A 14,777-nucleotide genomic window follows, 5' to 3' on the forward strand; every position below is an offset into this window, starting at 1 on the left:
GTTCTATTTAATCTATCAGTAAATTCCGAATTTAAACCAGTGAAATAGCGAAAGAGTTATCTTTTTTTTATCAGATTAGATGCTGCGCTCGGTTTATTTAGCATGGCTTAATTATCGTGAAACGCCAGTTAATAAATAAGTGGGGCGCATTATATTATGCTTTATTTCTATAGAGTTAAGCCATGCTTAAGTAGGCTGGTGTAGAAAATTTGTCTTTAGTTGTTGTTATATTCTGCATTAAGGCAAACTGACACCGCGAACGGTTAAAGTGATGAAAATAGTTAAAATGGTCTGGAAAATACATCTTCTGGTGATATAACAAAATTATACAACCAGCGTTGAGGGTAGGTTATGTTTAAAAACATTAGCGTCCGAACGTTTATCCTGGTCTTTATTTTGGCGGTTTTTGTTATTGCCGATGTGATCTGTCTAATACTATCAAAAAATATATTCTTGCTATTAACAATTAATATTGTATGGGTAGCGGCGTTGGGACTTCTGTGGCTCTACATGACCAAATACCTGGTGACGCCGATTAATGCGGTTAAGCGCAGCATCGATGAAGTTAATGATGGCAATCTGTCGGTGCGAATTCCTGTTTTCGGCAATAACTGTGCCGGGCGCTTAATTCCGGGGATCAATAACTTATCGAATAATATCTCGACGCTGGTGGCGGAAATTCGCGCCTCTTCGGACACCGCAATGTCGCTATCCGATCAGTTGGCAACCCGCAGCGGCGAGCTGTCGGTGAAAACCGAGCAACAGTCGGCCACCCTGATGGAGACCGCGGCGAGCATGGAGCAGATCGCCGCCAGCACCAAAAATAACGCGGAACATACGCGTCTGGCGAGCGAACGCGCCGGTGAGGCGACGCAGTGTGCCCGTAAAGGCGGCGCGCTGATGGGGGAAGTGGCGACCAATATGCAGTCGATTACCGACTGTGCCCGGCAGATGACGGAAATTATCGCCATGATTGACGGGATTGCCTTCCAGACGAATATTCTGGCGCTGAATGCGGCGGTGGAAGCGGCGAGGGCAGGCGATCACGGCAAAGGGTTCTCGGTGGTCGCCGGTGAAGTGCGTAATCTGGCTCATCGTAGCGCGGAAGCGGCCAAGAATATTAAGACCTTAATTAGCGTCACCAGTGAAAACGTCACGCAGGGCGCGAGTATTGTCGCCGAAGCGGAGAAAAACATGCAGGAGATCGTCGCCGGTTCGGGCGAGTTAAACGGTCTGATGGAGCAGATTGCTGTTTCGACCTCTGAGCAGGAAAAGGGGATCGATCAGATTACCCTGGCGTTGAATGAGCTGGAGACGGTGACGCAAAGCAATATCACGGTTGTCGAGGAGCTGGCGAGATCGTCCGATATTCTTAAGCGTCAGGTGATTGAACTGCAGTCGCGCACGCAAAATTTCCGCGTGGGGGACGAGCAAAATACCGCATCGCCACGGCAGGCTGCCGGTGGCCTGCCGCTACAGCCTGTCGTCGCGACCGGCAGCAACGAGCAGAATTTCTGGCAATCGTTTTAACCCTGTTGCTTTTCCCTCAACCCGGTAGCGATACCGGGTTTTTTTATGCCTGAAATTCACGTGTAGCTGTTTTTGTGAACAATTTCAGCGTCATGGCACCAGCGTATGTTGCTTAACAAAAGGAGATGGCTAGACTATCAGGATAAAGAGCGCTAAGCGGAGGCGATGTGGAAGCCATAAAAGGATCGGACCTAAACGTACCAGACGCGGTATTTGCGTGGCTACTGGATGGCCAGGGCGGCGTGAAGCCATTAACCGACGCGGACAGCGTCAGTAAAGAGAATCCGTGCTGGCTACACCTGAACTATACCCACCCCGACAGCGCCCAGTGGCTGGCGACGACGCCGCTGTTGCCCAATCTGGTGCGCGATGCGCTTGCCGGTGAAAGCCTGCGTCCGCGGGTCAGTCGCCTGGGCGAGGGGACGCTGATCACCCTGCGTTGCATTAACGGTAGCACCGATGAACGCCCGGACCAACTGGTGGCGATGCGCCTCTATATTGATGAACGCATGATCGTTTCGACCCGGCAGCGGAAAGTGCTGGCGCTGGATGATGTGGTGAGCGACCTCCAGGAGGGCAGCGGCCCGACGGATTGCGGCTCGTGGCTGGTGGATATTTGTGATGCGCTAACCGATCACGCCAGCGAGTTTATCGAGCAGTTGCACGACAAAATTATTGACCTCGAAGATAATCTGCTGGAGCAGGAGGTGCCGCCGCGAGGTTTTCTGGCGCTGTTGCGTAAGCAGCTTATCGTCATGCGCCGCTATATGGCGCCGCAGCGCGATGTCTACGCCCGTCTGGCCAGCGAGCGTCTGTCGTGGATGACCGACGACCAGCGTCGTCGTATGCAGGATATTGCCGACCGTCTGGGACGTGGGCTGGATGAAATTGACGGCTGTATCGCGCGCACGGCGGTGATGACGGATGAAATTGCGCAGATGATGCAGGAGTCGCTTTCCCGGCGAACCTATACCATGTCGTTGATGGCGATGGTCTTTTTACCCAGCACCTTCCTGACAGGGCTATTTGGCGTCAACCTTGGCGGTATCCCCGGCGGCGGCTCGCATCTGGGTTTTTCCCTTTTCTGTATTATGCTGGTACTGCTTATCGGTGGTGTTACGTGGTGGTTACACCGTAGTAACTGGTTGTAAAAAATCACCTTTTTTACCTCTTTTGGAGAGGATAACGCCACTTAATTTGAGCAGGGTCAATAAAACGGCATGCCAATCGAGGCAATATCGATCCCGCAGGTGAATGCAACGTCAAGCGATGGGCGTTGCGCTCCATATTGTCTTACTTCCTTTTTTTGAATTACTGCATAGCACAATTGATTCGTACGACGCCGGCTTAGAATAGTCGGCTTTTTTTTGTCTTTTTTCCGCTACCCTGATGGTACCCGCCGATTAATTTGTCGCATCCCGCGTCGAGATCTGCGAGGATACGCGCCTGCTGAACCTTAGTCCCTTATTCGCGAGAAAATACTGTGACCGCTTTTGCCACCCTGAATGCCCTTCCTGCCGCCCAGCTCGATAATCTGAACGATCTGGGCTATCTCTCTATGACGCCGGTTCAGGCCGCGTCGCTGCCGGCGATTCTGGCCGGAAAGGACGTGCGCGTGCAGGCGAAAACCGGCAGCGGCAAAACGGCAGCGTTTGGTCTTGGCCTGCTCCAGCATGTCGATGCCAGCCTGTTCCAGACCCAGTCGCTGGTGCTGTGTCCGACGCGCGAACTGGCCGATCAGGTCGCCGGTGAGATTCGCCGCCTGGCGCGTTATCTGCCGAATATTAAGGTGCTGACCCTCTGCGGCGGCCAGCCTTTTGGCGCGCAGCGCGACTCCTTGCAGCATGCGCCGCATATTATCGTCGCGACGCCGGGCCGCCTGCTGGATCACCTGCAAAAGGGCACCGTATCGCTGGATGCACTGCAAACGCTGGTGATGGATGAAGCGGACCGCATGCTGGATATGGGTTTTAGCGATGCTATCGACGAAGTGATTCTCTTTGCGCCAGCGTCTCGCCAGACGCTGCTGTTCTCCGCGACCTGGCCGGAAGCGATTGCCGCCATAAGCGGCCGTGTGCAACGTTCGCCGGAAACGATCGAAATTGATAGCGTTGACGCGCTCCCCTCGGTTGAGCAGCAGTTTTTTGACGTACCACGTCACGGCAAAATCGCGCTGTTACAGCAGCTGCTGAGCCAGCATCAGCCATCTTCTTGCGTCGTGTTCTGTAATACCAAAAAAGATTGTCAGGCGGTGTTTGAAGAGCTGAACGCGGCGGGGCAAAGCACCATTGCGCTGCACGGCGACCTCGAACAGCGCGACCGCGATCAGACCCTGATACGTTTTGCCAACGGCAGCGCGCGTATTCTGGTGGCGACCGATGTGGCGGCGCGCGGGCTGGATATTAAATCGCTGGCGATGGTGGTGAACTACGAGCTGGCGTGGGATCCGGAGGTGCACGTACACCGTATTGGCCGTACCGCGCGTGCGGGCAACAGTGGGCTGGCGGTGAGCTTCTGCGCGCCGGAAGAGGCGCAGCGCGCCAATATTCTGGCCGAAATGCTGCAACTGAAGCTGAACTGGATGCCAGAGCCGGCTAAAACGCGTATTACGCCGCTGGCGCCGGAAATGATGACCCTGTGTATCGACGGGGGTAAAAAGGCAAAAATGCGTGCGGGCGATGTGCTGGGCGCGTTAACCGGCGATATGGGGCTGGTTGGCGCGGATATCGGTAAAATCGATGTCCACCCGGCGCATGTCTACGTAGCCGTACGTGAAGGCGTGGCGCATCAGGCCTGGAAATTGCTGCAGAAAGGGAAGATCAAAGGCAAGGCGTGCCGTGTACGTCTGCTGAAATAACATCCTGAAAAGCGTCTCAGGCGGCAGCCTGAGACGCCAAATGACTTACTTCACTTCAACCACATTCAGACGCAGCTCATCCAACTGACCGTCTTCTTCTTCCGGCTGCCAGCCCACTGGCTGTAGCGGCAGCTCTTCCCGGTCAAATGCCAGGTCGCCACCTTCAATTACTTCGCTGTCGTGGTTCAAACCTTTGAAATCAAACAGGTTGGTATCACACAGGTGTGAAGGCACCACGTTCTGCATGGCGCTAAACATGGTCTCGATACGGCCCGGATAGCGTTTATCCCAGTCGCGCAGCATATCGCCAATGACCTGACGCTGCAGGTTCGGCTGAGAACCGCACAGATTACACGGAATGATCGGGAACGCTTTGGCTTCGGAGAAGCGCTCGATGTCTTTTTCGCGGCAGTAGGCCAGCGGACGGATAACGATGTGCTTGCCGTCGTCGCTCATCAGCTTCGGCGGCATACCTTTCATTTTACCGCCGTAGAACATGTTCAGGAACAGCGTTTGCAGAATGTCGTCACGGTGATGGCCGAGGGCGATTTTTGTCGCGCCCAATTCGGTGGCCGTGCGGTAGAGGATCCCGCGACGCAGACGAGAGCAGAGGGAGCAGGTGGTTTTCCCTTCCGGGATCTTCTCTTTGACGATACCGTAGGTGTTCTCTTCGACGATTTTGTACTCAACGCCCAGCTTTTCCAGATATTCCGGCAGAATATGCTCGGGGAAGCCCGGTTGTTTCTGGTCGAGGTTGACCGCCACCAGGCTGAAGCTGATTGGCGCGCTCTGTTGCAGATTGCGCAGAATTTCCAGCATGGTGTAGCTATCTTTACCGCCGGAGAGGCAGACCATAATGCGGTCGCCGTCTTCAATCATGTTGAAGTCAGCGATGGCTTCGCCCACGTTACGACGCAGACGCTTCTGTAATTTGTTCAGATTGTATTGTTCTTTTTTGCTAATTTCTTGATTTTGTTGCATTTAATAGTTACTCAAAAATCTAAATGGATACCCAGGCCACTACAGCGTCTTCCAGTCCATTTGATTTACGATAAAAGAGCTGTCCCGCGCTGACGGCGAATCAGCGAATGTGTGGCGTGTATGGTACGGATTACGGCGACGAATACCAGCATGTTTTGCAGGACTGGCCCGACTTACCCGCTGACATGAATAACCCTGTATTAAATCTATCGCGTCTTCAACGGGTTGACCGCGAGGGACGACAAGCCGCTTGATCTCTACGCTTGTTGTATAATACTGTATATATAAACAGTATTTATGGTGTATAAAGATGTTCGCCACTTATCTATATAAAGCAGAACAGTCCCTCGAACTGCCATTGTTCCTGGAGCGGATTCCCTGCGGTTTTCCCAGCCCGGCTCAGGACTATGTCGAAGAGAGCCTGGACCTGAATCGGCTGGTGGTCAAGCACCCCAGCGCCACCTATTTTGTGCGTGTTAGCGGTGACTCGATGATTGGCGCGGGTATCGGTGATGGCGATCTGCTGGTTGTTGATCGCTCGTTAAAAGCCGATCACGGCGATATCGTCGTTGCGGCAGTAGCGGGGGAGTTTACGGTTAAAGAGTTGCGAACCCGGCCCTCGCTCCTGCTGGTGCCGCATAACCCGCAGTACAAACCGATTGCTTTTCATGCCGAGGAAGAGTTGCAAATCTTCGGCGTGGTGACGTTCAGTTTAAAAGCGCATAAATATGTTCGCATTGGTTGATGTTAACAATTTCTATGCCTCCTGTGAGACGGTATTTCGCCCCGATTTGGTGGGTAAACCGGTGGTGGTGGTATCCAATAACGATGGCTGCATTATCTCTCGTTCCGCGGAGGCTAAAGCGCTCGGCATTAGCATGGGGGCACCGTATTTTAAAATTAAAAATGAATTGTCTCGCCAGCGGGTAACCGTTTTTAGTTCTAACTACGCACTGTATGCCGATCTCAGCCATCGGGTGATGCAGACATTGATGGATCTTGCTCCCCGTGTGGAGATCTATTCGATTGATGAAGCCTTTATTGAATTGCCCGATGAGGGCTCGTTTGAGGTGTTGGGTCATCAGATACGTGATGCGGTACGAAGAAATACCGGGCTGACGGTTGGGGTGGGTATTGGGCCAACCAAAACGCTGGCGAAGCTGGCGAATCTGGCGGCCAAAACCTGGCGAAAAACCAACGGTGTCGTCGATCTCTGTGCAACGGAGCGCCAGCGTAAATTGCTCTCCTTAATTCCAGCGCATGAAGTCTGGGGCGTTGGAAGACGTACCCGTAAGAAGCTGGAGCAGATGGGAATAGAGAGCGCGTTACAGCTTGCGGATAGTTCAACCTGGGTTATTCGCCAGCATTTTAACGTGGTGCTGGAGCGCACGGTACGCGAACTGCGCGGGGAGTCCTGCCTGGCGTTAGAGGAGTTTGCCCCTACCAAACAGCAGATCATCTTTAGCCGCTCGTTTAGCCATCGCATCACGACATATGACGAGATGCACCAGGTCGTTTGCGCCTATGCCGAACGCGCGGCAGAAAAACTGCGTGCGGAAAGGCAGTACTGCTGTGTGGTCAGCCTGTTTATGCGCACCAGCCCGCATGCGGAGAATGAGACATTTTATGCCCCGCAGGCTAGCGGCAGGTTCATCGTTCCAACCTGTGATACCCGGGATATTATCCGCCTTGCCGTCAGTTCGCTGCAGAGTATCTGGCGCGACGGCTTTCGCTATATGAAAGCCGGGATAATGCTGAGTGATTTTTTCAGCCAGGGCGTTGCGCAGCTCAACCTGTTTGACGCTTTGCCTCCGCGAGCCAATAGCCAGGCGCTGATGCAGGTCATTGACAGTATTAATCACTCCGGTCTGGGCAGTATCGGTTTTGTCGGAAAAGGAATAGAACAGACATGGAGGATGAAGCGAGAAATGCTGTCCCCCAGTTATACGACACGCTACGCGGATCTGCCGGTTGCCCGATGACCAACGCTGCGCTCAGGCAACGTTGGTGGGCACTCAGCCGAAGGTAGGGTAGACCGGGCGTTCATCCAGCTTGAGACAATGTCTTACCCGTTCTTCACCGTAATAAACATAACCGAATGCATCGGTTGAGATACGGTGCAGCAGCGTATCGCCGTTGGCGAAGGGGATTATCTCAATGTCACCCACGCGCTTATGGCCTGCACCGGTTTCAAAATGGCCTTTCCAGGACTGCTGGGTATGCTCATAGACGTGCAGAATGACTTCTACCAGCCCGCGTTCCGGGCAGTTTAATTTCAATATTGTCGATGAGAAATTGAGCGCATAGCTTTGACAGGGAATAATAACGAGGATAAAAAATAACTTCAGGAAATTCATTGGATTAAATACTTATATTACAACAAAGCGTGATTATTGCCTGATTTGGCTGCGCGGGTTTTGTGATTGATCAATATAAGTTTTTTGTTTTTCACTCGGGCGGCTTAAAACAAATAAGGCCACCGGGGTGGCCTCAAACGGTTGCCGTATCAGTTAAGACCCAGGCGGATCAAATCAACCGGGCAGAACGTCCCGTCACAGCCTTCAACCTCTACGCAGCTCTCGCGACGCAGCTGCTCAGCGGTTTTACCTTCACCATGGATAGCGGTAATCACGCCGGTTGCGCCTTTATTGGCAATCATCACACGGGTGCCGAGCGTGATAGCGTTACGGTTACGATCGTAGGTTTTCATCGTCTCCTCCTTTCACATGTCAAGACGGTATAGATTGGCGGTGTGAATTAATAGCGCGATCGAAAACGCGATGTTTTGCGCTTCGTCAAAGTCGCGTTTTTTTTCATGATGTTTATGGATAAAACGACTATCTCGTTGTCAGTTTATTGACAGTTTTTATTGCGGATAGAGCCTGGATTAAGCCCGGAATGGCTTCTTGTTCGCTATGGGATATGTCAAATATGCGCGCATCATGCGTAGTGAGAACGTCATGTCTGGTAAGGAGACCATATGGCCAGATTCTCGCAGCCTGTGGATTTCCCTCTTATAGTTTTTGTGTCGCCTTCAACGGAGAACAGGTATGCGCAACCCCACCTTATTACAATGCTTTCACTGGTATTACCCCGCTGGCGGTGAATTGTGGCCAGAGGTCGCGGCCCTTGCCCCGAACTTGCATGAGATTGGCATTAATATGATCTGGTTGCCGCCCGCCAGCAAAGGGGCCTCCGGTGGTTATTCCGTTGGCTATGACAGCTATGATCTTTTTGACCTGGGGGAGTTTGAGCAGAAAGGTTCGGTTGCCACAAAATATGGGGATAAAGCCCAGTTACTCCAGGCGATTGATGCACTGCAACAGCATAATATTGCGGTACTGATGGACGTAGTGTTGAACCATAAGATGGGGGCGGATGAGAAAGAGCATATTCGCGTACAGCGTGTTAACGCCGACGATCGAACCCAGATTGATGAAGAGATCATCGAGTGCGAGGCATGGACCCGCTATTCATTCCCCGCTCGCGAAGGAAAGTACTCGCAGTTTGTCTGGGATTTCAAATGCTTTAGCGGCATCGACCATATCGAGAATCCTGACGAGGACGGCATTTTCAAAATCGTTAACGACTATACCGGTGAAGGCTGGAATGACCAGGTCGATGACGAAATGGGTAACTTTGATTATCTGATGGGCGAGAACGTTGATTTCCGTAATCAGGCCGTTACCGAAGAGCTCAAGTACTGGGCGCGCTGGATGCTCGAACAAACGCATTGCGACGGTTTTCGTCTTGATGCGGTTAAACATATTCCCGCCTGGTTCTATAAGCAATGGATTGAGCATATACAGGAAGTGGCGCCTGAACCTTTGTTCATTGTGGCGGAATACTGGTCTCACGATGTGGATAAATTGCAGCAGTATATCGCTCAGGTTGAGGGAAAAACGATGCTGTTTGACGCCCCGTTGCAGATGAACTTCCACGAGGCTTCCCGCATGGGGCGCGACTATGACATGAGCCAGATTTTCACCGCGACGCTGGTTGAGGCCGATCCGTTCCATGCGGTGACGCTGGTCGCCAACCATGACACCCAGCCGCTTCAGGCGCTGGAGGCCCCGGTGGAGGCGTGGTTTAAACCGCTTGCCTATGCGCTCATTCTGTTACGTGAAAACGGTGTGCCTTCGGTTTTTTATCCGGATCTGTTTGGCGCGCACTATGAGGACACCGGCGGTGATGGCGAAACTTACACTATCGATATGCCGGTTATTGAACAGTTGCATGAGCTGATCCTCGCGCGTCAGCGGTTTGCGCATGGCGTTCAAACGCTGTGGTTCGATCACCCTAACTGCATCGCATTTAGCCGCAGCGGCACCGATGAAATGCCCGGTTGCGTGGTGGTGCTCTCCAACGGCGATGAGGGCGAAAAAACGCTGTCGCTGGGGGAAAATTATGCCCATAAACGCTGGAAGGATTTTCTGAATAACCGTGAGGAAGTGGTGGAGACCGACGCAGAAGGCAGTGCGACTTTTACCTGCAACGGCGGCAGCGTCAGCGTATGGGTGATAGAAGAGGTACTCTGATACGCGGTTAGCGGGGTGAATGAGGCATTGTCGCTGGCTGGTTTATTTTCTGCGCCAGATGGAAACCATGTCGCAGCAAGATTGAGGGGATGGAACTTCTTGCTGGCGCAGGAAAACTCAGGTCTGATGGGGAGATTATGCTCGGCAGCTCGAGCATATCCTCCCTATGAGTCGCTACTCGTGAAAGTAGGGGCTAATCAGATGCGCTTGCTGTATTCATCGCCGTGCTTATTCATGCTATTCAAGGTTCTTTATCATTCGTTGTAAAGATGACTGGAGTAAGCCGCATTCCTCTTCAGTCATGCCACTGGAAGCCTGCTCGACCACTTCATAAAGTTTTTCTTTTATTTTGGGCAGCGCTAGCTGTGCTTGTCGTGTGAGCGAGATGTAGCTTGACCTTTTGTCGACAGGATTAGGTCTACGGGTAATCAATCCATCGCGCTCCATTCGTACCAGCAATGCCGCCATTGTAGGTTGTTCTACCCCTGCATATTCAGCGAGTTGTTTCTGCTGCATCTCTCCGTTTTCTTCCAACGCGATAGCGACAGGGAGATAAGCCATACCAAAGTTATACGGCCTGAGATGATGTTCAAACGTGCGTGTAAGCAGGCGTGAAGCCTGGTTTATCCAGAACGTTATCTGGGTTTCTGGTGCCCATTGAAGGTTGCTTTTCGCTTTCATAGCATGCTATATAATATACATAGCATGCTATATACAAGGTAATCATGAATACCACTGACCAAAAATAGGGATAGCAGATGAGTGCACCAGAAAAAAATACCGACTTTGATGAAGCATATCGTTCAGATGTTGGACACATGATGTGGACAGATTCAAATGTACCGACAGAACTAAAAAACTTTATCAGACAAAATTCTCCGCTGAATGCGCTGGAATTAGGATGTGGTCTGGGGTTGTTTGCAGACTATTTTTCGAAAGAAGGAATAAAAATAACGGCCGTTGACTTTTCGGCGGTAGCCATCGAAAAGGCTCGTAACCGTGTCAGGGAAGGGTATGAATCTCCCCGTTTCCACACCGGAGATGTGACCAATCTGAAAGATATATCAGGGCCATTCGATGTTTCTTATGATATTGGTTGTTTTCATTGCCTTGATGAGCCCGGGCAGATGAAATACGCCCGTGAAGTGAACCGCTTACTAAAACCAGGTGGCATGCATCTGATATGGGCGATGGATATTTCGCCACGAGGAATGCCGCTTTCACCGCAGGTCATCGAGAAAGTATTTGGCCAATATTTTGAGCTGGTAAGCGCAGACCGTCATTATCGTCGGGAGGCTGATTCTCATTGGTACAGGCTTTTGAAAAAAAAGGATAAGTCATAAACGAGAATACATGGTTGACGCGCTGTATGTGTCGGGCGCGCAGCCATGAATTAACGAAAAAGAACATATGCCTGTCTATTGTTTATAGCGGCGTAGGCTGGATGCGGGATGTCGTAAGAGGGCTGCCGCTGGACGTATTGGGCGTCGCACCAGCTCGCCACCACAGTTGGGGCAATGACCGTCAAGCCGCTGAGTAACGCAATCAATGCAAAAGGTGCATTCGAACGAACAAATGTACGCCTCTGGCGATTCCGGCGGCAGATCCGCAGCATTCGCAATTAGGGCGGAGTTCGAGCATGGTGTTCTCCTGTTGTTAAATGAGCATGACCAGAAGGTTCCAAAATCAAAAGATGGAACAATTGGTTAGTCGCATGCGTTTCGATCTGATGATTACTGAGAATAGCTGGGCACTTTCTCGTTACGGAAAATAGAACCATGCCGTTGTAATCAGTTCATTTTTAACTTCAAAAACCGCCACACTCTCCAGGGGCGTAGATGACAAACCGTATATCAACTCATGATCGAACACTTTATTACCTAATACTGTTCGGGAAATAAGCTCTGCTCTTAGTTCGGGATTGTTAAAACGATTATTCAGGTAAAACTCACGTAAAGACGCTTTGCCTGTTGTTGAAGGCGATTCTGCAGGCATCCGGTAACCTTTAAACTCCTCTGAAAAGCAAGAAATAAACCCTTCAATGTCATGAGCGTTATATGCGTCAAACTGGGCTTGGGCGATCGATTCTACGGACATACAGGCGCTCCCATTATTGATTTATTATGCCTTATCATTGCATATAAAATCATATGAAGGGCGAGGGCACAAGATGGATTTTATTCTGTGATGTGTTGTGAACGCTGTTTATGTCTGGCGCAGTAGGGGGGGGTATAGAAGCAGAGCTTTATCTGCCGGAATCTCAATGATAAAACCCCTGTAATCTGACCCAGATTTACCCACGAGTGAATGGAAAATCCGCTACGGTGGGACTTTTTTATATCTGTAAATGATCATTACAGCCTGGATGTGTACAATATCCTTTTTGCTTTAGGTCATGTCATGAAAAAAATTATATTTGGGTTTGCTGCATTATTATTGATGAACACCGCACAAGCCGCTAATCAACCGACGATATTCGTTTTCAAATGTGCCCCTGAGCATTCTAAAAAAAGCACCATAGTCACCTGGCAGGATGTAGAAAAAGAAGATGGATGGCACCGCTATGCCAGTTGGAAAGACCGACTGGGTGACCATTACGGTATTGAGCTCTATTTCAACGGCTCTGTTCCAAACGATGAGGGTCAGCTTGAAGACATCTATGTGTTTGGCAATATGAACGCTGCAAAGATGATAGCGGGGCCTGCGGTGACAATGACTTTCAATAAGAAAGCTAAAAAATTAACTTACAGCATTACTAACGATACAGTAGGTTCTGATGTTAGAACGCCGATCGAAAAGGGGAACTGTATTTTAAGCGATAAAGGTTAAACCTTCTTATTTAACGTTTCTTATTTTTATCCCCTGAAGCTGCCTGAGGCAGCTTTTTTCATTTTCAGGCTTCGGAAAATCCTCGATGTGTTGTTGTTAAATCTGCCCGAAAGGCTGAATTTCGTGCATACCGCTCTCGCATCAACGTGAGGAGATAGAGATAGTCAACATAAGCAACCTCGGCTGGAGCAAGGTTACGGTGCTTCAATATGAAGCGGAGTCTGTGGTCAATTCGAAGTATGGCCATTACGACAAGGGTCTACGTTCTGTTCATGTCTTGCTACGCCGGGTGTTTTTTTGAAAGTGCCAACACCGTTGCTAAGGCGCGAGCGCCGGCGAATCTGCTGAGTTTTGCAAGTAGATAATGACGCCTAACAGATGATATAGAGCAATTATTAACAAAAAGAGCCATGCTAACCTATGTCTCCTTTCTGATGGTTCTATAAAAATGAAAATCATTTTAGCTGGGCTTGTTATGATATCTCCGATGATGGTCATGGCCGATTACGCTCCTTTTGATGTACAACATCCTATGAATTTTGAATGTCAAACGGGAGTGACAGTTCATGTTGTTGATAACAAACATGTTGTGATTAATGGTGATTTTGATGCGGAAATTTCAGCGCTTAGCGCCGATCGTCTCCAGGCGCAGGGGCACCATGGGAATCCCTCGCTGACAACCACTATAGATTTGAGATTTATGGGCGGTGGTTATTATTCACTTTTGACAACGGAACTAGATCAAACGAATTCTAAGGGGCCGTGGGATGATAAAGTGCTCGGCTCAACAGCTGTCATATGTACCCGAACAAAGTAAGTGATGAGATGATTAAGAATCTAACATTCGTATTTTTGGTAAGCGCCATCCTTTCAGGATGTGGGGGCGCAGTGAACAGTTTTATGACTGGATACACAGAGTCTGTATTAGGAAAACGTCCAACGAAAGCTGAACTAGATGCAGAGCTTAAAAGTACGATAGGTTGGAGCGATTTGCAGTTAGTTCAGCAATTAGGCCCACCTGAAAAAACATATGATGTTGATGGTCACAGATTTCTCTCTTACCAAGCCAATTACAATGTAAATCGGCCAGGCAAAGCTCCTGACTATACCACCGTTGTGCAGGGTAATACGGCCTACACAACAAGTACTGGGGGCAGGGCAGGTGGGACAGTAAATTATACATGTACGATTATTTTTGAGTCAGTAAATAGTAAAATAATTAATGCCAATTACTCTGGTAATGGTTGTACGTACTAAGTTAACTGAGTGAATTCTGCATAGTGGCATACCAGACCAGTGCAACATGGTGTGCCAGAACTGAAAGTCTGGCCCTGATTTTAGTTCGAGAACAACCCCATAACTCATTGATAATCCTCTAACCCCTTGATTCACAGAACACGCCAAAACCGATTAAATAAATAGGTATTGGCTATGCATCTTTAGCGCTCCTTCATTTTTTGCCCGGCATCCATCATAAATACATTATTTTTCAATTCATTATAAAAAATTCGCTATCCCACTCACGCGTGACGACAGGGTCTATGCTTATAAAAAGGCCTGAGGAAAGGGGGCCGCGTGGAATATCCCCACGCGGCGCGGGTTGAAGTGATAATCATTATCACTAACATAACGTTAACCCTTTGTGGCTCCACTGATGAGGTAGACCTATGGATTTACATTCAGGAACCTTCGATCCCAACGATGTGACCTGGCGTGGCATTACGCTGACGCCGTCGGCCGCGGCGCATATTCGTGAGCTGGTCAAACAGCAGCCAACGATTCAGGGCGTGCGTTTAGGGGTGAAGCAGACCGGTTGCGCGGGCTTTGGCTACGTGCTGGACGCGGTAAGCGAGCCGGATAAAGACGATCTGTTGTTTGAATCCGACGGCGCGAAGCTGTGGGTGCCTTTACGCGCAATGCCGTTTATTGACGGCACGGAAGTGGATTACGTGCGCGAAGGTTTGAATCAGCTGTTCAAATATCATAATCCGAAGGCGCAGAACGAATGTGGCTGCGGCGAAAGCTTCGGAGTATAGGCGGTA

16 protein-coding genes and 1 pseudogene are annotated in these 14,777 nt (G+C 50.2%); 11 read left to right on the top strand and 6 right to left on the bottom strand.

The features are described 5' to 3' along the window. Positions 1-351 precede the first annotated feature (351 nt). From K7B04_RS16165 to dbpA, 3 genes are all read left to right on the top strand, one after another. Positions 352-1,530, top strand: coding sequence for a methyl-accepting chemotaxis protein (locus K7B04_RS16165; RefSeq protein WP_167576015.1), 1,179 nt, complete (start codon positions 352-354; stop codon positions 1,528-1,530). A gap of 167 nt (positions 1,531-1,697) precedes the next feature. Continuing rightward, entirely contained in the window at positions 1,698-2,681 is a 984-nt protein-coding gene (gene zntB / locus K7B04_RS16170; RefSeq protein WP_064545875.1) for a zinc transporter ZntB, read from the top strand. A 332-nt stretch (positions 2,682-3,013) separates the two neighbouring features. Further along, the gene (gene dbpA, locus K7B04_RS16175; RefSeq protein ID WP_223802494.1) at positions 3,014-4,387 is read left to right on the top strand and encodes an ATP-dependent RNA helicase DbpA; all 1,374 of its coding nucleotides are present in this window, start codon (positions 3,014-3,016) and stop codon (positions 4,385-4,387) included. A gap of 45 nt (positions 4,388-4,432) precedes the next feature. Here dbpA and ttcA read toward each other — a convergent pair whose 3' ends face one another. After that, positions 4,433-5,368, bottom strand: coding sequence for a tRNA 2-thiocytidine(32) synthetase TtcA (ttcA, locus tag K7B04_RS16180; RefSeq protein ID WP_163447389.1), 936 nt, complete (start codon positions 5,366-5,368; stop codon positions 4,433-4,435). 310 nt (positions 5,369-5,678) lie between these two features. On the opposite strand from ttcA, the gene umuD reads away from it, so the two are divergent. After that, positions 5,679-6,113, top strand: coding sequence for a translesion error-prone DNA polymerase V autoproteolytic subunit (gene umuD, locus K7B04_RS16185; protein WP_163447390.1), 435 nt, complete (start codon positions 5,679-5,681; stop codon positions 6,111-6,113). Beyond that, a complete protein-coding gene (umuC, locus tag K7B04_RS16190) occupies positions 6,097-7,350 on the top strand; it encodes a translesion error-prone DNA polymerase V subunit UmuC (RefSeq protein ID WP_223802495.1) in 1,254 nt (417 codons plus the stop codon). Before umuD ends, umuC begins: the two co-directional genes overlap by 17 nt. A gap of 33 nt (positions 7,351-7,383) precedes the next feature. Here the strand turns inward: umuC and K7B04_RS16195 are convergent, their stop codons facing one another. Both K7B04_RS16195 and ydfZ read right to left on the bottom strand, forming a co-directional pair. Beyond that, positions 7,384-7,647, bottom strand: a complete 264-nt coding sequence (locus K7B04_RS16195) for a hypothetical protein (protein ID WP_223802496.1) — start codon at positions 7,645-7,647, stop codon at positions 7,384-7,386. Positions 7,648-7,874: 227 nt separating this feature from the next. Next, positions 7,875-8,078 carry a putative selenium delivery protein YdfZ gene (ydfZ, locus tag K7B04_RS16200; protein WP_223802497.1) on the bottom strand — a complete coding sequence of 68 codons (204 nt, stop codon included), beginning with the start codon at positions 8,076-8,078 and terminating at the stop codon, positions 7,875-7,877. A gap of 340 nt (positions 8,079-8,418) precedes the next feature. Here ydfZ and amyA point away from each other — a divergent pair, with 340 nt between their 5' ends. Further along, a complete protein-coding gene (amyA, locus tag K7B04_RS16205) occupies positions 8,419-9,906 on the top strand; it encodes an alpha-amylase (protein ID WP_223802498.1) in 1,488 nt (495 codons plus the stop codon). Positions 9,907-10,143: 237 nt separating this feature from the next. Here amyA and K7B04_RS16210 read toward each other — a convergent pair whose 3' ends face one another. Continuing rightward, positions 10,144-10,587, bottom strand: a complete 444-nt coding sequence (locus tag K7B04_RS16210) for a MarR family transcriptional regulator (RefSeq protein ID WP_167576013.1) — start codon at positions 10,585-10,587, stop codon at positions 10,144-10,146. Between the two features lie 77 nt (positions 10,588-10,664). On the opposite strand from K7B04_RS16210, the gene K7B04_RS16215 reads away from it, so the two are divergent. Beyond that, on the top strand, positions 10,665-11,249 hold the full coding sequence (locus tag K7B04_RS16215; RefSeq protein ID WP_223802499.1) for a class I SAM-dependent methyltransferase: 585 nt from the start codon (positions 10,665-10,667) through the stop codon (positions 11,247-11,249). Positions 11,250-11,324: 75 nt separating this feature from the next. On the opposite strand, the pseudogene K7B04_RS16220 reads toward K7B04_RS16215, so the two are convergent. After that, positions 11,325-11,547 (bottom strand): annotated as a pseudogene (locus K7B04_RS16220) (DUF1272 domain-containing protein). Positions 11,548-11,667: 120 nt separating this feature from the next. Continuing rightward, positions 11,668-12,003, bottom strand: a complete 336-nt coding sequence (locus tag K7B04_RS16225; protein WP_163447398.1) for a nuclear transport factor 2 family protein — start codon at positions 12,001-12,003, stop codon at positions 11,668-11,670. Positions 12,004-12,213: 210 nt separating this feature from the next. Here K7B04_RS16225 and K7B04_RS16230 point away from each other — a divergent pair, with 210 nt between their 5' ends. The 4 genes from K7B04_RS16230 (at position 12,214) to sufA (ending at position 14,771) form a co-directional block, all read left to right on the top strand. Further along, entirely contained in the window at positions 12,214-12,735 is a 522-nt protein-coding gene (locus K7B04_RS16230; protein WP_223802500.1) for a hypothetical protein, read from the top strand. A 448-nt stretch (positions 12,736-13,183) separates the two neighbouring features. Next, the gene (locus K7B04_RS16235) at positions 13,184-13,552 is read left to right on the top strand and encodes a hypothetical protein (RefSeq protein WP_223802501.1); all 369 of its coding nucleotides are present in this window, start codon (positions 13,184-13,186) and stop codon (positions 13,550-13,552) included. 8 nt (positions 13,553-13,560) lie between these two features. Continuing rightward, a complete protein-coding gene (locus K7B04_RS16240; protein WP_223802502.1) occupies positions 13,561-13,992 on the top strand; it encodes a hypothetical protein in 432 nt (143 codons plus the stop codon). A gap of 410 nt (positions 13,993-14,402) precedes the next feature. After that, positions 14,403-14,771, top strand: a complete 369-nt coding sequence (gene sufA / locus K7B04_RS16245; RefSeq protein ID WP_064545857.1) for a Fe-S cluster assembly scaffold SufA — start codon at positions 14,403-14,405, stop codon at positions 14,769-14,771. The last annotated feature ends 6 nt before the right edge of the window (positions 14,772-14,777 follow it).

It is taken from the genome of Kluyvera sp. CRP (genome assembly GCF_019930565.1).
Lineage (GTDB): Bacteria > Pseudomonadota > Gammaproteobacteria > Enterobacterales > Enterobacteriaceae > Kluyvera > Kluyvera georgiana_A.